The organism is Sulfuriferula plumbiphila (assembly GCF_009938015.1).
Lineage (GTDB): Bacteria > Pseudomonadota > Gammaproteobacteria > Burkholderiales > Sulfuriferulaceae > Sulfuriferula > Sulfuriferula plumbiphila.
Genome location: NZ_AP021884.1, coordinates 837,944 through 857,969, shown reverse-complemented (window position 1 = coordinate 857,969; position 20,026 = coordinate 837,944). Strand labels below are relative to the sequence as shown.

Sequence of the window (20,026 nt, the reverse complement as noted above, 5' to 3'; positions counted from 1 at the left end):
ATAGACCTATTCGCCCAGCGGTGCCAGCGCCCAACAGAAATTGTCCAGGTTAATCCGTTCAAACTGATTGGGTGCGGGGAATTTGTCACACGGCCTCCCTGGCGCTGGCGGTTATAATTCCCTGACTGGAGATGGAATGGACACCTCCCTCCCTACGGGGAGGGGGCTAGCAGTAAGTAGTGGGTCCCCCAGGACCGAACGGCATCGATGTGCCAAAGTGGAGTTTCACAGCAACCACTTGAGGAACGAGGGGCCCGAAATGAATGTTACGACATACGGATTAGATGTAGCAAAGCGTGTTTTCCAGATGTACTGGGTTGACGCAACGACCGGGGAAGTCGTGAATCGACGGTTTGGACGAGAGGAATTGATTGCATTTCTGGCGCAGCGGCCGGCGGGCCGGGTAGCACTGGAAGCGTGCGGGAGCGGTCATTGGTGGGCCCGCAAGATCAAGTCGCTCGGACACAAAGTGAATCTGTTGCACGCGAAATTCATACGTCCCTTTGTGCAGACCAACAAGACCGACGCAGCAGATGCGCGTGCCATCTGGACGGCAGCGCAGCAGCCGGGAATGAGGACGGTGGCGGCGAAGACGGAAGATCAGCAGGCAATGCTCAGCTTGCACCGGATGCGCGCACAGTTGGTCAAGATCCGGACGATGCAGGTGAACCAGTTGCGAGGGTTGTTGTACGAGTTCGGCATTACGTTTCGAGCGGGACGACTGGCAGGACTGACGGAGATTCGCCGGCGCATGGCCGAGATGGAAGAGATACTGCCTGGCAGGGTATTGAAGGGTCTGCAAGATCAGTTGCAGCGCATCGACGCGCTGGGGCAGGAGATCGATGAGTTGGAGAAGCAAATAGGCACGTGGCAGAAACAGGAAGCGGCGTGTCGCGCGATCACGGAGATTCCTGGCATTGGCCGGCTGACGGCAACGGCGCAGGTGGCAATGATCGGTGATGCCCGGACCTTCAAGTCAGGGCGCGAGTTTGCATCGTATCTGGGCCTGGTGCCGCGCCAGAGTGGCACCGGCGGCAAGGTGAAACCGGGGTCGATCTCGAAGCGAGGTGATCCTTACCTGCGCACCTTATTGATCCACGGTGCGCGCTCCGTGCTGAGTCACGCCAAGGTACCGACGGACTGGCAGAAACAAATTCAGGCACGGCGCCCCGCAAATGTTGCAGCGGTCGCCCTGGCCAACAAGATGGCACGTACAGCGTGGGCGATTCTGGCCCACGACCGGGCCTGCCAGCAGGACTACGTGAGCGTAAGGCCTGCGTAGCCGATTAACTTTACAGAGGAGTGGATGAGCCGATAGGTTGCGAAGGTTGATTACCATGTGATGGCAAGACTGGTCGGACCGCAAGAACGCAAACCTGGATGTTTCCTTGTGCTTCCAAGCACGCGACGGAGATGAGGACGTTCTTGGCGAATTCCATCAGGGCCCGCAGACGGAAAAATGGTCTGTAACAAGGCCGGATATAAGACTGCAGCCGTTTCCTTGTCGAGGCATCACGTAAAAATCATCCTTGCAAACCGGGAGGTGTCCATATCAAGGAATCATGCTGGAAATCGTTATTGCCCTGGCGGCGCTCATTATCGTTGCCGTGCTGCTCTGGCTCGGGTTCAAGATCAATTTGCTGGCGCAGGCGCAGGCTGGCCTGCCGGGCACGCTTCATGACGGCCTGGAAGTGCGCCACCGCGCCATGCTCACCGATTTACACAATGGTTTGGCGAATCAGTCCGATCGCACCCAGGGGGCATTGACCGAGGTGTCCGAGCGCCTGCGCCACACCGTGACGGGTGAGCTGGCTGCCACGCGCGAAGCGGTACTGGCGCTGCAGCACGCGCAAACCCGCGAGCTCGCGGACAGCCGCAGCGCGCAAAATGCGCAGCTGGCGGATTTTTCCGCCAAAATCCAGGCCGCGCAAGCCGATACCCTCGCCCAGACCCTGCAAACCCTGGCCAGGCAGGGCCGCGAAGAACAAACGCTGATCCAGATCACCATGCAAAACGCCACCACCCAGCTGTCGGCCGCGGTGGAAACGCTGGCCAGGAGCGTGGATGCGCGCCTGGCGGAAATTTCCGGCAAGGTCAGCGAACGCCTCGATGAAGGCTTCAGGAAAACCAACGAGACCTTTGCCAGTGTGATGGCGCGGCTTGCCACCATCGACGAGGCGCAGAAGAAAATCGACGGCCTGTCCAGCAACGTGCTCACCCTGCAGGAACTGCTCGGCGACAAGCGCTCGCGCGGGGCGTTTGGCGAGGTGCAGCTGGAGGGGCTGGTACGCAATATCATGCCGCCGGATGCGTACAGCTTTCAGACCACATTATCCAGCGGCAACCGGGTGGACTGCCTGCTGGTGCTGCCGGAACCGACCGGGCGTGTGGCAGTGGACTCGAAATTCCCGCTGGAAAACTATAACCGCATGTTTGCCCGCGACGCCGCCGATACCGATCGCACCCTGGCCACGCGTGCTTTCAAGGCCGACGTGAAAAAGCACGTGGACGATATTGCCGGCAAATACATTATCGCGGGAGAAACCTCGGACGGCGCGGTGATGTTCGTGCCCGCCGAGGCGGTGTTCGCCGAAATCCACGCCTACCATTCGGATCTGGTCGAATACGCCATGAGCCGGCGTGTGTGGATCGTCTCGCCGACCACGCTGATGGCGGTGCTCAATACCGCGCGCGCCGTGATCAAGGACGTGGAAACGCGCCGCCAGGTGCACATCATCAAGGACGAGCTGTCCAAGCTGGGCAAGGATTTCTCCCGTTTCGACGTGCGCATGAAAAAACTCGCCGACCATATCCGCCTGGCCAATGAAGACGCCACGGAAGTCCACATCAGCAGCCAGAAAATCAGCAAGCGCTTCAGCCAGATTGAATCGGTGGACCTGGAGCATTTGCAGCCCGCAGCGCCCCTGCTGCCCGACGCCGAAGCATGAGCACGCCGCACCCGCGCATTGCCGCACGCATGGCAGGCATCGCGCCGTTTCACGTAATGGACATCCTGGCGCGCGCGCGCCAGCTGGAAGCGCAAGGCCACGCTATCATCCATCTGGAAATCGGCGAGCCGGACTTTCCCACCCCGCGCCCGATTATCGAGGCGGGCATGGCTGCGCTGAACCAGGGCGACCTGCATTACACGCCGGCACTCGGGCTGCCGCAGTTGCGCAGCGCCATTGCCGATTTTTACGCGCAACACTATGGCGTGCAGCTAAGCGCACAGCGCGTAATCGTCACCCCCGGCGCATCCGGTGCGCTGCTGCTCGCACTGGGCGTGCTGGCCAATCCTGGCGATACGGTTCTGCTGGCCGATCCGGGTTACCCGTGCAATCGGCATTTTGCGCGCTTCATCGAAGCGCGCACGCTGGCCGTACCGGTAGGTGCCGATACCGGCTACCAGCTCACGCCCGAACTGGTTGAGCGTTACTGGGCACCCGGGATCAAGGTCGTGCTGCTGGCTTCGCCGTCCAACCCCACCGGCACCGTAGTGCCGGATGCTGACGTGCGTGCCATTGCCGGTATCTGCGCCGCGCGCGGCGCCACGCTGATTGTGGATGAGATTTACCACGGGCTGATTTACGAAGGCAGCTATCACACTGCCCTGGCGCACTCGAACCAGGTGTTCGTGGTGAACAGTTTTTCCAAGTATTTTCAGATGACAGGCTGGCGGCTGGGCTGGCTGGCAGCGCCGGAGTGGGCAATAGAAGCACTGGATCGGCTGGTGCAAAACCTGTACCTCGCCGCCTCTACGCCTGCCCAATACGCCGCGCTTGCGGCTTTTATGCCCGCCACGCTTGCCATTCTGGAAACGCGCAAGGCCGAACTGAAAGTGCGCCGCGATTATCTCGCCAGCGCGCTGCGCGAACTGGGGTTTGACCTGCCCGTGCTGCCACAGGGTGCGTTTTATCTCTATGCCGGCTGCGGGCGATTTAGCCAGGACAGCTTCGCCTTTGCGGCGCAGATTCTGGAACAAACTGGTGTGGCCATCACCCCGGGCGTGGATTTTGGCACGCACCAGGCGCAGCGCTTCGTGCGTTTTGCCTACACGACTTCGCTGCCTGACTTGCAGGAAGCGGTGCGACGGCTGCGGGAATATCTCCAGCCCTGAAGCTTGCAGACCACTGGATTCTCGGCACGACAACAAATATCCAGACCGAAAAAAAACCGACCCAAAGGTCGGTTTTCTAACAGCAGATGAGTTTGCTGGATTACTTCTTGTCTGCAGGAGCAGCGGCGTCAGGAGCCGGTGCAGGAGCAGCGGCGTCAGGAGCCGGTGCAGGAGCAGCGGCGTCAGGAGCTGGGGCAGGAGCAGCGGCGTCAGGAGCTGGAGCAGGTGCAGGAGCAGGTGCAGGAGCCGGTGCAGTAGCGTCAGGAGCTGGAGCCGGTGCAGCGGCCTCTTCTTTTTTACCACAAGCAGACAGAGAAACGGCCAGAAGAGCGGCGAGCAGGATGGAATGTTTCATTTATGTTCCCTCTTAAAAATAATGACAAGCAACCACAGTGAATCGGCCCAAAGTCATTTATGATGACCGACGGCCAAAATTCTAGCAAAATTCAGGAAATTTACTAGGGGTATACGTTATTTTGCGCGTTATTTAATTCGGATTACGCAAAAAGGCCACTCATTTTCACCTATTTTGCATGTTTCGGCAATCGCTAACCGTGTCCAGCACCCAGCCTCAGAAAACCATCGAGATAAAACCCATACAGCAATGGCAACAAATCCGCATTCACTTCGGCAGGCGCTAGCCGACGCCTGTCGGCTAGCGCCTGCAAGTCAGTGCGGCTGGCTCCGCTACTTATACGCTCACCGTTCAGGAAAAAGCTGCCGCCCCGAAACAGCATGTGTGACCGAGCTGCCAGGCGCACGCCGGACTGCCGTGCCCGCCGGTTAAAACCCGCTTTACTCAATGGTGTGGCAGGCGGATCAAAAAACACATGCGGCTTGGGCTCGGTGAGATAACATCCAAGAAAATCCGCAATCTCCGTCCGCCCCCAGTGAATGCGCGCCAGCATCGTCTCGACCCGCTCCAGCATGGCATCACTGATTTGTGCGGGGTGCTTTTGCAAACGCAGGTCAGGGTCCTGGTAGATACCGGTCAATTCGATCCTATCCTGCAGGTACACCAGAAACTGGGTGGCAATCTCCTGCACACCGGGGGCACGAAACCCGATCGAATAGGTGATGCATTCGCCTACTGCCACACCATTGTGTGCATAGCGCGGTGGCAGATAGAGCATATCGCCGGGGTTGAGCAGCCACTCCTGCTCCACCTCGAAATGACGCAGGATTTTCAGCGGCACGCCCGCCACCAGATCAAGATTGTCTTGCGCACTGACTTGCCAAAGACGCTGCCCCATGCCCTGCAACAAAAACACGTCATAGGAATCAAAATGGGGCCCCACGCCGCCCCCGTCCACTGCATAGCTCACCATCAAGTCATCCAGACGCGCGTGCGGGATGAAATTGAAACGTGCCAGCAATGTTTCGGCAGCATCCAGATGGTGATTGAGTTCCTGTACCAGCAGCGTCCACGGCAGTTTGCCGATGCGTTTGAAACCGCTCCTGGTAAAGGGCCCGTGGTGCAGCTGCCAGCCGTGTTTTTTTTGGCGTACCAGCCGGGCTTGAACATCATCTGCGCAGGATAGTTCGATGAGGGCATCGGGGTTAATCAGCCCGGCAAATGCGGGCACCGCATTGCGTATCAGGAGGGGCTTTTTTTGCCAGTATTCACGCAAAAACCGGGTAGCGCTGAGCCCGCCAAGCAAGTGTTTGTCCATGGGCGGATTATAGCGCCGCTGCAAACGAGATTGCCTACAGCCAGGTTTGAAATAGGTTAGAATCCGCCCATTACGAAGCAGCACACGTAGGGGTCAGCATGTTGCAGCCGGGTCAGATTGCGCCAAATTTCAGTTGTGCCGATGCCGACATGGAGCTCATCAGGCTGGCGGATTACAAAGGACATGCGCATGTGGTGTTATATTTTTACAAACGCGACAGCGCACCCAGCTGCACCCAGGAAAATATCGAATTCAGCGATCTGGCAGCTGACTTCGCCGCGCATGAAACGGTACTTTTGGGTGTGTCACGTGATGATTGCCTCAGCCATGCAGCGTTTCGCGACCAGCATGGCATCAGCACACGCCTGCTGGCAGACAAGGATGCCGTGGTATGCCAGAAATACGGCGTGTTGCATGATAGAATCATCGACGGTGTAAGCCGTAAAAGCACGCTGCGCTCCACCTTCATCATTGATAAGCATGGTGTAGTGCGCCATGCGCTTTACGACGTTGCAAGCAAGGGGCACGCACAACAAGTGCTTGCATTGGTCAAGCAGCTTTAATCTAAACACCGGCACTGCATCATTGCTATACCGCTTTCACTAAATTATCAACCGGCCTACCGAGGACACCATGCAAATCGCCAAAGACACCATTGTCACCATTTCCTACCAGCTTACCAATCTGGCGGGTGATATCCTGGAAAAAAGTAGCGCGCCAGTAAGCTACCTGCACGGCGGCTATGACGGCATTTTCCCGACCGTGGAAGAAGCCCTGCAAGGCAAGCAGGAAGGTGACGATATTGATGTCACCCTGGAACCGGAATACGCCTTTGGCGAATACGAGGCAGAACTGCTGCGCGCCGAACCGCGTCACCTGTTCCCGGCGGAAATCGCTGTGGGCATGCAGTTTGAAGGTGCGGCTGAAGGCACCGATGAATTCATGCTCTACACGGTCACCGAACTGACCGAGGACACCGTGATGGTGGACGGCAATCATCCGCTGGCTGGCCAGACCCTCAAATTTTCCTGCCACGTGGACAACGTACGTCCTGCCAGCGCAGAAGAAATCGCCCACGGTCACGCCCACGGCGAACACGGCGAACACGGCGAACACGGCCATCATCATTAATACAATGACAGCCTGCGTGCGGCACGGGCTGGAATGCGATTCAGCCTGGCAACTGAATCGGCTACAATGCCGGTTTTTTCACGGCCCTGACTGCCCATGAAAACCACTTTTCTGGATTTCGAGCAGCCGATCGCTGAGCTGGAAGCCAAAATCGAGGAACTGCGCTATGTGCAGGACGATTCTGCGCTGGACATCTCGGAAGAAATCGGCCGCCTGCAAAAAAAGAGCGAAAAGCTCACCAAAGACATATACGCCAAGCTCAGCCCTTGGCAGATTTCGCAAGTGGCACGACATCCGCAGCGCCCCTATATGCTGGACTATGTGGGTGCCCTGTTTAACAATTTTGAGGAACTGCACGGCGACCGCGCGTTTGGTGACGACCCGGCAATTGTCGGTGGCCTGGCGCGTTTCAATGGCCAGAGCGTGATGCTCATCGGCCATCAGAAAGGCCGTGACACCAAGGAAAAAATTTACCGCAATTTCGGGATGCCGCGTCCCGAGGGCTACCGCAAGGCGCTGCGTCTGATGCGCCTGGCGGAAAAATTCGCCGTGCCGGTAATGACCTTCATTGATACTCCCGGCGCCTACCCCGGCATTGGCGCCGAGGAGCGCGGCCAGTCCGAGGCCATCGCACGCAACCTGTTTGTCATGGCAGAGCTGAAAACGCCCATCCTGTGCACCATCATCGGCGAGGGCGGCTCCGGCGGCGCGCTGGCGATTGGCGTGGGCGACCAGACCATGATGCTGCAATATTCGACTTATTCGGTGATTTCCCCGGAGGGCTGCGCGTCCATTTTGTGGAAAAGTGCGGATAAAGCGCCAGTGGCTGCGGAAACACTGGGCATTACCGCCACACGCCTGAAATCCTTCAACCTGATTGATGGTATCGTGGACGAACCGCTGGGCGGCGCGCATCGTGACCCGGCGCTGATGATGCAATCCATGAAAAAGGCGCTGCAGGATGCTTTGGACAGCCTCACCAGCCAACCCCTCGACGCCCTGCTCAAAACCCGCTACGAGCGCCTGATGAGCTATGGCCGATTCAAGGACGCACCAGCCAAGTAATCTGCTGGAAACGGTGCGGACGCAACTGGTCCGCCATGTCCCGCCCGGCAGTCGCATCACCCTGGGCTTGAGCGGCGGCGTGGATTCGGTGGTATTGCTCGACCTGCTGGCGCGCCTGGCAGCCGACCATCCCTTCCGACTCTGCGCCATCCACGTCAACCACCAGATCAGCCCCCACGCAAAAGACTGGGTAGACGCCTGCCGCACGCTCTGCACTGCACATCATATTCCGCTGCAGGTGCATACCATCCGCATCGAGGACGCCGCGACGCTGGGACTCGAAGCCGCCGCGCGGCGCGCGCGTTATGCCGCATACGCGCGCCTGGATACCGACTTCGTTGCGCTGGCTCACCACCGCGACGACCAGGCTGAAACGCTGCTGCTGCAACTGCTGCGCGGCGCGGGGGTAAAAGGTCTGGCAGCCATGCCGGTGTTGCGCGAGGCGGGCAGCCATCCCGCCTACCTGCGCCCGTTGCTGGATATTGACCGCAGCGTGATCGAGACCTGGGCGCGACAACATGCGCTGCAATGGGTAGAAGACGAGAGCAACCAGGACACCCATTTCAATCGCAATTTTTTGCGCCGCACCGTGCTGCCGCTACTGGGTGGACGCTTCCCGGCGTGGCGTGCCAGCCTTGCCCGCAGCGCGCAGAATCTTGCTGAGGCCGCTGACCTGCTCGACCAGCTCGCCGCGCTCGACGCCACCGACGCCATCCAGCCCCAGCGCCTGGACTGCGCCCGGCTGGCTGCCCTGCCCCCACCGCGTGCGCGCAACCTGCTGCGCCATTTTCTCGCGCTCAATCACATCCCCATGCCCAGCCAGGCGCGACTCGCCGCCATGCTGGGACAACTCACCCACGCCGGCGCGGATAGCCAGCCATGCATCCGCCACGCCAATTGGGAACTGCACCGCTACCAGGGCTGGGCGCACCTCGCAGCCCGACTGCCCAGTCCCGACCCCGGCCTGCACTGGCACTGGCAAGGCGAAGCGCAACTTGCACTCGATCAGCTCGGCGCCAGCCTGGGTTTTACCCATGTTACCGGCCAGGGTCTGGATCGCGCCAAACTCGGTCATGCCCCGGTCACCATCCGCCTGCGCCAGGGTGGTGAACGTTTCCGCCCCGACTGCCGGCGTCCGCGCCGCAGCCTGAAAAATTTGTTGCAGGAATCCGCCATCCCGCCCTGGCAGCGTGATCGTCTGCCTTTGCTGTATTGCGGCGCGACGCTGGTGTGGGTAGCCGCGATCGGGGTGGACTGCGCCTGGCAGGCTCCGGCGGGTGCAGCAGGCATACAGCCGGAATGGGATAACAACGCCTGCTAAGCCTTTATTTTATGGGCGTTTCGTGGTATTTTAGGCGGGATTTTCAACCCTGAAACCCCTTACATCCACGGAGTACCGCAATGGCTGTCGAACGCACCCTTTCCATCATCAAACCCGATGCAGTCGCCAAAAATGTAATTGGCAAAATTTACCAGCGCTTTGAAGACGCCGGCCTGAAAATCATCGCCGCACGCATGATGCATCTGTCCCGCGCTGAAGCTGAAGGTTTTTATGCGGTACACCGCGAGCGTCCTTTCTTCAAGGACCTGGTGGATTTCATGATCTCCGGCCCGGTGATGGTGCAAGTACTGGAAGGCGAAGGCGCGATCCTGAAAAACCGCGACCTGATGGGTGCGACCGACCCGAAAAAGGCAGCACCCGGCACCATCCGCGCCGATTTCGCCGACAGCATTGACGCCAACGCCGTACACGGCTCCGACGCAGCGGAAACCGCCGCGGTGGAAATTGCCTACTACTTCCCGGCGTTGAACGTTTACTCGCGCTAGCAGGCTGTCGGACTTGAAGAATCGTAGCGCAAAGGTTCAAGCAGGCAATCCGCACAGCGGATGCTCGCAAAATTCGGCTGGGCGCGGGCAGATTTTGCGAGCTTTTGCCTTACGGCGAAATGCCTGCTTACCCCATTTGCCGGTTGTGCAGGGGCGCGCGGACTCGTTAGTGGCGAAGTCGCCCGCTTGCGGGAAGCGCGCCTTTGCCCCGCCTCCCGCCCCGGATGGCTTTGCCAGCGCCGTGTCGGCGGGGCATAGCCGTTCTATTGACCGAAAAAACGGTGAAATAGGCACCGGCCACGCGGATTTGCAGCCGGTTTTCTTTAAGTCCGACCGGCTCCCAGGCAGTCCTACCCGGTTTCCGCCCGCCCCCAACCCATGACCGTCAACCTGCTCGACTACGACCTGCCCGGCCTCACCGGTTATTTCGCCGAACTTGGCGAGAAGCCGTTTCGCGCCAAACAGGTGATGCGCTGGATGCATCATTTCGGCGCGGCGGATTTCGCCGAAATGAGCGATCTGGCCAAATCGCTGCGCGAGAAACTCGGGCAGCTGGCAACGGTGACGCCGCCCAGCATGATGGCGGAGCAGGCGTCCTCTGACGGCACGCGCAAGTGGCTGCTGGACGTGGGCAGCATGAACGGGGTAGAAACCGTGTTCATTCCGGATGATGCGCGCGGCACGCTGTGCGTGTCGTCGCAAGTCGGCTGTGCGCTGGAGTGCACATTCTGCTCTACCGGCCGTCAGGGTTTCAACCGCAACTTGTCGGTGGCGGAGATCATCGGCCAGCTGTGGTGGGCGAACCATGCACTGGGACACGACCCGAAGGGCCAACGCATCATCACCAACGTGGTGATGATGGGCATGGGCGAGCCGTTGGCGAACTACACCAACGTGGTCACCGCACTCAATATCATGCTCGACGACCATGCCTACGGCCTGTCGCGGCGCCGGGTTACAGTGAGCACTTCCGGCCTGGTACCGGCCATGGACCGGCTGCGCGCGGATTGCCCGGTGGCGCTGGCGGTTTCATTGCACGCCCCCAACGACAGGCTGCGCGACGTGATTGTGCCGATCAACCGGAAATACCCGCTGGCTGAACTGATGGCAGCTTGCCTGCGCTATCTGGAAAAGGCGCCGCGCGATTTTGTCACGTTCGAGTATGTCATGCTGGATGGCATCAACGACCAGCCGGAACACGCGCGCCAGTTGATTGAACTGGTACGCGATGTGCCATGCAAATTCAATTTGATTCCGTTCAACCCGTTCCCGGATTCCGGTTACCGCTGTTCGCGCGGCGATGCAATGCGCCGCTTTCGCGATATTCTGATGCAGGCGGGCCACATCGTCACCACCCGCAAGACCCGCGGCGACGACATCGATGCCGCGTGCGGCCAACTGGCCGGGCAGGTGCAGGATAAGACCCGGCGGGTCATGCGCCGTATGGAGGTGTCGCATTGAACAAGCTTGCTGTCCTTCTCATTACCTTGCTGCTGGGCGCCTGTGCTCAACCTCCGGGCGCCGATGCGCCAAGTTCGCAGCAGACCGCCACCAGCAACGTCGGCGAAGCACAAAACCGCGCGCGCATACACACCGAGCTCGCTGCCGACTACTTCACCCGGCGCCAGTATGCAATCGCGCTGGAAGAGTTGCGTGATGCCATCCGTGCCGATAGCCGCTATGCACCGGCTTACAACATGTTTGGTCTGGTCTACATGGAATTGCATGAAGACAAGACCGCTGAGAACAACTTCCGCCGCGCCCTCGAACTGGCGCCTAACGAATCCGAAACGCACAACAATTACGGCTGGTTCCTGTGCACGCGCAACCGCTTTGAGCCAGCCATTGCACAATTCAATGAGGCGCTGCGCAATCCACTCTATCCCTCGCCTGAACGCGCACTCACCAATGCGGGTGTGTGTTCGCTGAAAGCGGGGAACCAGACTGCCGCTGAAGCCTATTTCGAACGCGCGCTCAAGCGCCAGCCCAACCAGCCGCAAGCCCTGGCACAGCTCGCCGATATCTATTATCGCCAAGGCCGCTATCCCGAATCGCGCGTGCTGCTTGCCCGTTTTTTCGACGTCAGCCAGCCCAGCCCGGCTCCGCTCTGGCTGGGCGTGCGCCTGGCGCGTAAAATGGGGGATCGCGATGCTGAGGCGAGTTACGGCCTGCAATTGCGCAGACGTTTCGCCGATTCGCCAGAAACGCACTTGCTATTGAACGGACAATACGAATGAGCGCAGACGAACAGTCCGGCCACAGCGCCATCCAGTCAGTCGGCGCGCAACTCGCCGCCCTTCGTCAGGCACAGAACATGAGCGTGAGCGATGTCGCCTATCGCCTCAAGCTCACCCCCAGGCAGATAGCCGCGATTGAACAGGATGATTTCGCCAGCCTGGGACCGCTATTCAGCCGCGGTTTTGTGCGCAACTACGCACGGCTGCTACAGCTTGATCCGCAGCCGCTGCTGGATGCGATGCAGGCAGCCTCTGCCAACCCTGCCGAAGCGCTCGCCATCCATGACGAACACATTGCGCTGACCAGCAGCCTGTCACGGCACTGGCTAAAACTCAGCCTGCTGGCGCTGGTCATCGTGGTCGCATTGCCGTTGACGGTGTATCAGTGGCTACGTGCCGACAACGCGCCACCGACAGCGCTTCCCGTCTCCCCGGTTGCAGCGCCGCCAATTCCTCCCGCCACCCCAAAAGTTGCACCTGCACCGGTCGCGCCGGCAGCCGCGCCTGCCATGGCAGCGCCGCAGTCCTCACCGCCGGCTGCCCCCGCTGTTGCAGCACCTGCCATACCCGCCCAGGCAGGGGACGGTCATATCCAGCTCAGGTTCGCGCAGGATGCCTGGGTACAAATCACCGACGCCCGTAAACGACGCCTCACCGCGCGCCTGTATCGTGCCGGGGAGACAGCGCAACTCTCCGGTGAAGCACCCTTTAGCGCAATCGTTGGCAACGCCGCAGGCGTCGCCATGACCTACAATGGCAAACCGGTTAACCTCACGCCGCGCTCCGGAACAAGTGTCGCGCACCTGACTATCGAGTAAGCAAATGTTTGATTTTCACATCTCGCGTCACCCCACACGCACGGTATGGATTGGCAATGTCGCTGTCGGCGGCGATGCGCCGATTGTGGTGCAGTCGATGACCAACACCGACACCGCTGACAGCGCTGCTACCGCTGAGCAGGTCTACGCGCTGTGGCGCGCCGGTTCGGAACTGGTGCGCATCACCGTGAATACCCAGGAGGCTGCCGAGGCGGTGCCACGCATCCGCGACCTGCTGGACCAGCGCGGCTGCGACGTGCCGCTGATCGGCGACTTCCATTTCAACGGCCACAAGCTGCTTGCCAGCGTGTCCGCCTGCGCCGAGGCGTTGGCCAAATACCGTATCAACCCGGGCAATGTGGGTAAAGGCAGCAGGCGCGACGAACAGTTCGCTGCCATGATCGAAACCGCCTGCCGCTATAACAAACCGGTGCGCATCGGGGTGAACTGGGGCAGCCTGGACCAGGCGCTGCTGGCGCGCATGATGGACGACAATGCGCGGCTGGCCGAACCGCGCGCAGCGGAATGGGTGATGCGCGAGGCGCTGATCACCTCGGCGCTGGATTCGGCACGCAAGGCCGAGGAACTCGGCCTGCCCGGCGATCGCATCATCCTGTCCTGCAAACTTTCCGGCGTGCAGGATCTGATCAGCACCTACCGCGAACTGTCCACACGCAGCGATTACCCGCTGCACCTGGGCCTGACCGAGGCGGGCATGGGCTCCAAGGGCATTGTCGCCTCCACCGCGGCACTGTCGGTGCTGCTCCAGGAAGGCATCGGCGACACCCTGCGCATTTCCCTGACACCGCAACCCGGCGGCGACCGCACCCAGGAAGTCGTGGTCGCTCAGGAAATCCTGCAAACCATGGGTTTGCGTTCGTTCACCCCGATGGTGGTGGCCTGCCCCGGCTGCGGGCGTACCACCAGCACCGTGTTCCAGCATCTGGCGCAAGACATCCAGCGCTACCTGCGCGAGCAGATGCCGGTATGGCGCAACCACTATCCCGGCGTAGAGGACATGCGTGTGGCAGTGATGGGCTGCGTGGTGAACGGCCCGGGCGAATCCAAACACGCCAACATCGGCATTTCCTTGCCCGGTAGCGGCGAAGTACCGGTCGCCCCGGTGTATGTGGACGGCCAAAAAACCGTGACGCTGAAAGGCGAGCGCATCGCCGAGGAGTTTCAGCAGATTGTCGAAGACTACGTGCACAGCCGCTATGCTGATGGACAGATGGTCAGCAAGCCCAAAACCATACCGATTGCGGTTGCCTAAAACCATTTGCCACTGAGCGCACAGGGGGAATGCCTTTCTCTGGGCCCTCTGTGCCCTCGCTGGCAAAAGAAACGATTGAAAAATGAGTAACACTATCCAGGCCATACGCGGGATGAACGACATCCTGCCCGAGCACAGCCCGCGCTGGCAACACTTCGAAGCGGTGGTGCGCGACTGGCTCGCCGCTTACGGCTATCGCGAGATTCGCACGCCCATCGTCGAGCAGAGCGCACTGTTCAAACGCGCCATCGGTGAAGTCACCGACATTGTCGAAAAAGAGATGTACGCGTTTGAGGACATCTTGAACGGCGAACATCTCGCGCTGCGTCCGGAAGGCACTGCCGCCTGCGTGCGCGCCGTGATCGAGCATAACCTGCTGTACAACACACCGCAGCGGCTATGGTACGCCGGCCCCATGTTCCGCCACGAGCGCCCGCAAAAAGGCCGCTACCGGCAGTTTCACCAGGTCGGCGTCGAGGCACTGGGCTTTGCCGGTCCGGACATGGATGCCGAGCACATCGTGATGACCGCTGACCTGTGGCGGCGTCTCGGCCTCACCGACATTACGCTGGAGCTGAACACGCTCGGCAATGCCGCCTGCCGTGCCCGTCATCGTGGCCGCCTGATCGCCCATTTCGAGGCGCATCAGGATCAGCTCGACGCGGACGCCAAACGCCGTCTGCACAGCAATCCGTTGCGTATTCTCGATACCAAGAACCCGGCCATGCAGGCGCTGGTAGAGTCCGCGCCGCGCCTGATGGACGACCTCGACACGGACGCCATCAGGCACTTCGAGGACGTACAAGGCCTGTTGCGCAGCAATGGCATCGAATACCGCATCAACCCGCGCCTGGTGCGCGGACTGGATTACTACAACTACACCGTGTTCGAATGGGTAACCGACAAGCTCGGTGCCCAGGGCACGGTGTGCGCCGGCGGCCGCTACGACAGCCTGATCGAACAGATCGGCGGAAAATCCGCTCCCGCCTGCGGTTACGCCATGGGCGTGGAGCGCCTGCTGGCACTGCTGGAAGGATCCGGGGCAGTTGTGCCCGCTACCCCGACGGATGCCTACATCGTGCACCAGGGCGAGGCTGCTACGGCGTTTGCCTGGCAGGTCGCCAATGCCTTGCGCCAGGCCGGTTTGAACGTGGTGTTACACTGCGGCGGCGGCAGCTTCAAAGCACAGATGAAAAAGGCCGATGCCAGCGCCGCTCGCTATGCGCTGATTATCGGCGACGACGAAGCCGCTGCCGGAGAAATCACCCTGAAATCATTACGTGAAGCAGCCGAACAGGCGCGCTGCAGCATCGTTGAGGCAACATACCTCTTGCAATCAAGGAACTGAACATGACTTTCGATCTGGAAGAACAGGAAAAACTCGACGCACTCAAAGACTGGTGGAAACGCTACGGCACCTGGGTGACGGGCGCCCTGGCCATACTGATCATCGCGGCGGCGGGCAGCCAGTGGTGGAAGCATCAACAGCGCGAAAAATCTGCCCAGGCCGCCGTGATGTACGGCGCACTGCAACTTGCCTTGCAGGCGAACCAGCCCAAAGCCGTCAAGGATGATGCCGCAGCCATTATCGACAAATACCCCGGCACACCCTATGCCCCGCGCGCGGCGATGATTGCCGCCAGCAGCAACGCCCGGGCCGGGGATATGAAAAGCGCGCAGGCGCAATTACAGTGGGCCATCGACCACACCCGCGAAGACGGCATTAAACAGCTGGCGCTACTGCGTCTGGCCGCCCTGTTGCTGGAACAGAAAAACCCGGCAGGGGCGCTTAAATTGCTCGATGCCCACTACAATGAAGCCTTCGCCGTGCGCTTCAATGATCTCAAGGGCGATGCGCTGGTACAGCAGAACAAGCTTGCCGATGCGCGTGCCAGCTACAAGATCGCACTAGAAAAAATCGACGCGCAAAGCCCGTTCCGCAAATATATTGAAGTCAAACTCGACGCCCTCGGCGGGGAACCCAAATGAACAAGCCCATGAACATGTTGCCGCGCATCGGCGTATTCGCACTCGTCGCCGCGCTTGCCGGCTGCTCCAGCATGAACCCGATGAACTGGTTCGGCAGCAGCTCCACTGCCGAAAGACCTACACCGCTGGTAGCGTTCAAGCCTGCAGTCAATCTCAAGACCGGCTGGCAAGCCAAGATAGGGGCGGCACACAACTATGCTTTTGCACCAGGCTTGAGTGCCGATGCGATTTACGTGGCCGGATACGATGGTCAACTGGCCAAGCTTGATGCCGCCAACGGTGCCACGCTGTGGCGCATTGCAACCGGCGGTAAACTGTCTGCCGGGGTCGGCATAGGCGCCGACCTGGAACTGGTGGGCACACCCAAAGGCCAATTGCTGGCTTTCGATGGCAATGGCAAGCCGCGCTGGCAGGTGCAACTATCCAGCGAGGTGCTGGGCGTACCGCAAGTTGCCGAGGGCACCGTCGTGGCGCGCACCGCTGACGGCCACATTTATGCGCTGGACGCCAGGGACGGCAAGCGCAAATGGATGTACGAGCGCGCATTGCCCGCACTGTCGCTGCGCAGTCAGCCCGGTGTGCTGATTACCCGGGGCGGCGTATTCGCCGGTTATGCCGGTGGCAAGTTGGTGGCGCTGGCACTGGATACGGGAGTCGTCGGCTGGGAGGCCAGCGTGGCGATTCCCAGGGGCGCATCCGAAATCGAGCGGATTGCCGATGTCACCAGCAGTCCGGTCGCTGATGACAAACAGGTGTGCGCCGCGGCCTACCAGGGGCGCGTGGCATGCTTTGACCTGCGCACCGGCAATCTCGACTGGGCGCGCGACCTCTCCAGCGTGGCCGGTCTCACCATGGATGACCGCAATCTCTATGTAACCAATGACAAAGGTGAAGTCGTTGCACTGGAAAAAACCCGTGGCGTGAACCTGTGGACACAGGACAAACTGCGCGCCCGTCACACTACCGCGCCGCGCCGGGTCGGCAATTATCTGGCGGTAGGCGATGGGCAGGGTTATGTGCACCTGCTGGCGCTGGATGACGGCAGTTTTGCCGGACGCAGCGCCACCGACGGCTCCGCCATTATCAGCCGTCCGCAACCGCGCAGCGGCGGTGTCGTGGTGCAAACCGCCAATGGCAGCGTCTACGCGCTTGCTTTGTAGCCAATAAACCGGAACCAATCGCCGCCGGATGCACGGCAGTGAATACACCATGAAACCTACTCTCGTACTGGTCGGCCGTCCCAATGTGGGCAAATCCACCCTGTTCAACCGCCTGACCAGGACCCGTGACGCCATCGTTGCAGACATCCCAGGCCTCACCCGTGACCGCCATTACGGCCACGGCAAAGTGGGCGACAAGCCCTACCTGGTGGTGGATACCGGCGGCTTCGAGCCGGTGGTCAAAGACGGCATCATGCACGAAATGGCACGCCAGACCCTGCAGGCCGTGGACGAGGCCGATGTCATCCTGTTCATGGTGGACGTCCGCACCGGCTGCACCGCACAGGACAAAATCATCGCCGACCGCCTGCGCCAGAGCGGGCGTCCGGTGTATCTGGTAGTGAACAAAGCCGAAGGCATGCGCCGTGAAGTGGTGACCGCCGAATTCCATGAACTGGCGCTGGGCGACCCGCTGGCCATCTCCGCCAGCCACGGCGAAGGGGTGCAGGAACTGGTGGAACTGGCGCTGGAGGACTTTCCCGATGCCACTGAGGACGAGTCCGACAAACACCCGAAAATCGCCATCGTCGGCCGCCCCAACGTGGGCAAATCCACCCTGGTCAATACGCTCCTCGGCGAAGAGCGGGTCATCGCCTTCGACCAGCCCGGCACCACGCGCGACAGCATCCACATCGATTTTGAACGCGCCGGCAAGAAATACACCCTGATCGATACTGCCGGAGTACGCCGCCGCGGCAAGATTTTCGAGGCTATCGAGAAATTCTCCGTGGTCAAGACCCTGCAGGCCATCGAAGACGCCAACGTGGTGGTGCTGGTGCTGGATGCGCAAACCGACATTTCCGAGCAGGACGCGCACATGGCCGGGTTCATACTGGAGACCGGGCGTGCGCTGGTGGTGGCGGTGAACAAATGGGATGACCTCGACGACTACAAACGCGACACCGTCAAACGCGAAATTTCGCGCAAGCTGCAATTCCTCGAATTTGCCAAATTCCATTACATCTCGGCGCTCAAGGGCAATGGTGTGGGCGGTCTGATTGGCTCGGTGGACATAGCCTATGCTGCCGCCATGGCCAAGCTGCCCACGCCCCAGCTCACCCGTATCCTGATGGATGCCGTCACTGCACACCAGCCGCCCAAGTCCGGCCCGTTCCGCCCCAAACCGCGCTATGCCCACCAGGGCGGCATGAACCCGCCACTGATCGTGGTGCACGGCAGCGCGCTGGATAAAATCAGTGCCAGCTATAAACGCTATCTGGAAAAAACCTTCCGCCAGGCGTTCAAGCTGGAAGGCACGCCCCTGCGGGTGCAGTTCAACGTGGGTGCCAACCCGTTCGCCGACAAAAAACCCGCTCCGCTCAGCGAGAGCGAAAAACGCCAGGCCCACCGCAAGCGCATGGTGGGACGCAAGCTATACGGCAAACAGCGCAAAAAAGACTGACCCGGAAAAAGTATTTAACCACGGAGTTCACGGAGAACACGGAGTAAAAAACAACGGATTGCAGGCCGCCTGGTATTCACCTGTTGGGTAAGACCATAAAAGCCCAGGATTGCCTTCCTCCGTGAACTCCGTGGTTCCGTGGTTTTGAATTAAGTTTTTTAGAATAATTAAGGAGACAACATGAGCGAGCCCAACGAAATCCGCGAAATCCGCATCAATCCTATCGTACCCGGCGAATCGGTGCTGGTCGCCACAGCGCGCAGCATGCGCCCGAAAAAAGCCGAGGATCTGGCGCCCCGCGACACCCGCAAGCACGTGGAAACCTGCCCGTTCTGCCGGGGTAACGAAGACAAGACCCCGCCAGAAATTCTCACCTACCCGGCCACCGGTGACTGGCACATCCGCATCGTGGAAAACCTCTACCCGGTGCTGGGCGACGACCGCACCCAGACCAATTTCAGCTTTGGCCTGCAGCAGACGATCGACGGCTATGGCCGCCACGAGGTCATCATTGACCACTATGAACACGGCACCGCCCTCCATGACATGAGCAGCACCCACCTGGCCCTGCTGTTTGGAACCTACCGGGATCGCATGGCACAGATTTACGCCTCCGACGACCGGCTCAAATATGTGCTGGTATTCAAGAACTTCGGCCCCGCGGCAGGTGCCTCTATTCCCCACACCCACAGCCAGGTGATTGCCATGCCGGTGGTGCCGGAGAACGTGCAGGCCGAGGTGGACAACAGCCGCGAGTACTTCCGCAAGCACCATCACTGCATTTTCTGCGCGCTGATTGACGAAGCGCTTACCTTTGAAGCCACCATTTACGATCGCAACTCGGGCGAAATCCGGCGCAAGATCGACGTTGGCCAATACGTGGTGGAACGCGGAGAAAAATTCATTGCCATCAAGCCGTTTGCCAGCCGCTTCGAGTGGGAAGTGCATATCCTGCCGCTGGCGCATCAAGCGGATTTCCTGGCCATCAGCGCGGACGATCTGGCCGACCTCGCCAGCGTGGTCAAACGCACCATGGCGCGCCTCGATGCGGTCATCGGCGGCGCCCAGTATAACTACTTCCTGCACGCCGTGCCGCATGATGCGCATACCGCCGAACATGCCGCCAGCTACCACTGGCATCTGGAAATCTGCCCGCGCACTTCGATCCCGACCGGCTTCGAGCTGGGCTCCGGACTATTCGTCAATACTATCAGCCCCGAAGCCGCCGCAGCACGTCTGCGCAACGCGCAAATTGCGCCGGAGTGAAGGCGTGT

Annotated in this window: 18 protein-coding genes; 17 read left to right on the top strand and 1 reads right to left on the bottom strand. The window is 60.4% G+C overall.

Annotated features, from left to right (window positions below):
• The first annotated feature begins 259 nt into the window (after positions 1-259).
• From GZH91_RS04585 to GZH91_RS04575, 3 genes are all read left to right on the top strand, one after another.
• Complete coding sequence (locus tag GZH91_RS04585) at positions 260-1,282, top strand: IS110 family RNA-guided transposase (RefSeq protein WP_147071172.1); 1,023 nt, start codon at positions 260-262, stop codon at positions 1,280-1,282.
• A 280-nt stretch (positions 1,283-1,562) separates the two neighbouring features.
• A complete protein-coding gene (locus GZH91_RS04580) occupies positions 1,563-2,948 on the top strand; it encodes a DNA recombination protein RmuC (protein ID WP_147071174.1) in 1,386 nt (461 codons plus the stop codon).
• Positions 2,945-4,117, top strand: coding sequence for a pyridoxal phosphate-dependent aminotransferase (locus GZH91_RS04575; protein ID WP_223264491.1), 1,173 nt, complete (start codon positions 2,945-2,947; stop codon positions 4,115-4,117). The genes GZH91_RS04580 and GZH91_RS04575 overlap by 4 nt, the downstream gene beginning before the upstream one ends.
• A gap of 548 nt (positions 4,118-4,665) precedes the next feature.
• Here the strand turns inward: GZH91_RS04575 and GZH91_RS04570 are convergent.
• Complete coding sequence (locus tag GZH91_RS04570) at positions 4,666-5,790, bottom strand: cupin domain-containing protein (RefSeq protein WP_147071178.1); 1,125 nt, start codon at positions 5,788-5,790, stop codon at positions 4,666-4,668.
• Positions 5,791-5,888: 98 nt separating this feature from the next.
• Between GZH91_RS04570 and GZH91_RS04565 the strand changes: the two genes are divergently transcribed.
• The 14 genes from GZH91_RS04565 (at position 5,889) to GZH91_RS04500 (ending at position 20,018) form a co-directional block, all read left to right on the top strand.
• Positions 5,889-6,353, top strand: a complete 465-nt coding sequence (locus GZH91_RS04565; protein ID WP_147071180.1) for a peroxiredoxin — start codon at positions 5,889-5,891, stop codon at positions 6,351-6,353.
• A 70-nt stretch (positions 6,354-6,423) separates the two neighbouring features.
• Complete coding sequence (locus GZH91_RS04560) at positions 6,424-6,921, top strand: FKBP-type peptidyl-prolyl cis-trans isomerase (protein WP_147071182.1); 498 nt, start codon at positions 6,424-6,426, stop codon at positions 6,919-6,921.
• A gap of 96 nt (positions 6,922-7,017) precedes the next feature.
• The gene (locus GZH91_RS04555; RefSeq protein ID WP_147071184.1) at positions 7,018-7,986 is read left to right on the top strand and encodes an acetyl-CoA carboxylase carboxyltransferase subunit alpha; all 969 of its coding nucleotides are present in this window, start codon (positions 7,018-7,020) and stop codon (positions 7,984-7,986) included.
• Entirely contained in the window at positions 7,955-9,307 is a 1,353-nt protein-coding gene (gene tilS, locus GZH91_RS04550; protein WP_223264492.1) for a tRNA lysidine(34) synthetase TilS, read from the top strand. Before GZH91_RS04555 ends, tilS begins: the two co-directional genes overlap by 32 nt.
• Before the next feature lie 80 nt (positions 9,308-9,387).
• Entirely contained in the window at positions 9,388-9,813 is a 426-nt protein-coding gene (gene ndk, locus GZH91_RS04545; RefSeq protein ID WP_147071186.1) for a nucleoside-diphosphate kinase, read from the top strand.
• A gap of 378 nt (positions 9,814-10,191) precedes the next feature.
• Complete coding sequence (gene rlmN / locus GZH91_RS04540; protein ID WP_147071188.1) at positions 10,192-11,274, top strand: 23S rRNA (adenine(2503)-C(2))-methyltransferase RlmN; 1,083 nt, start codon at positions 10,192-10,194, stop codon at positions 11,272-11,274.
• Positions 11,271-12,050 (top strand): type IV pilus biogenesis/stability protein PilW, encoded by a 780-nt coding sequence (pilW, locus tag GZH91_RS04535; RefSeq protein ID WP_147071190.1) that lies wholly within the window; start codon positions 11,271-11,273, stop codon positions 12,048-12,050. Before rlmN ends, pilW begins: the two co-directional genes overlap by 4 nt.
• On the top strand, positions 12,047-12,868 hold the full coding sequence (locus GZH91_RS04530) for a helix-turn-helix domain-containing protein (RefSeq protein WP_147071192.1): 822 nt from the start codon (positions 12,047-12,049) through the stop codon (positions 12,866-12,868). Before pilW ends, GZH91_RS04530 begins: the two co-directional genes overlap by 4 nt.
• Positions 12,869-12,872: 4 nt before the next feature.
• Positions 12,873-14,141, top strand: a complete 1,269-nt coding sequence (gene ispG / locus GZH91_RS04525; protein ID WP_147071194.1) for a flavodoxin-dependent (E)-4-hydroxy-3-methylbut-2-enyl-diphosphate synthase — start codon at positions 12,873-12,875, stop codon at positions 14,139-14,141.
• Positions 14,142-14,223: 82 nt separating this feature from the next.
• Positions 14,224-15,489 carry a histidine--tRNA ligase gene (hisS, locus tag GZH91_RS04520; protein ID WP_147071196.1) on the top strand — a complete coding sequence of 422 codons (1,266 nt, stop codon included), beginning with the start codon at positions 14,224-14,226 and terminating at the stop codon, positions 15,487-15,489.
• Between the two features lie 2 nt (positions 15,490-15,491).
• Positions 15,492-16,130: a YfgM family protein gene (locus GZH91_RS04515; protein ID WP_147071198.1), complete on the top strand. Its 639-nt coding sequence runs from the start codon at positions 15,492-15,494 to the stop codon at positions 16,128-16,130.
• Positions 16,127-17,290 (top strand): outer membrane protein assembly factor BamB, encoded by a 1,164-nt coding sequence (bamB, locus tag GZH91_RS04510; protein ID WP_147071199.1) that lies wholly within the window; start codon positions 16,127-16,129, stop codon positions 17,288-17,290. The genes GZH91_RS04515 and bamB overlap by 4 nt, the downstream gene beginning before the upstream one ends.
• Positions 17,291-17,339: 49 nt before the next feature.
• Positions 17,340-18,752 (top strand): ribosome biogenesis GTPase Der, encoded by a 1,413-nt coding sequence (gene der / locus GZH91_RS04505; RefSeq protein ID WP_147071202.1) that lies wholly within the window; start codon positions 17,340-17,342, stop codon positions 18,750-18,752.
• Positions 18,753-18,932: 180 nt separating this feature from the next.
• A complete protein-coding gene (locus GZH91_RS04500) occupies positions 18,933-20,018 on the top strand; it encodes a galactose-1-phosphate uridylyltransferase (protein WP_147071204.1) in 1,086 nt (361 codons plus the stop codon).
• Positions 20,019-20,026: the final 8 nt, after the last annotated feature.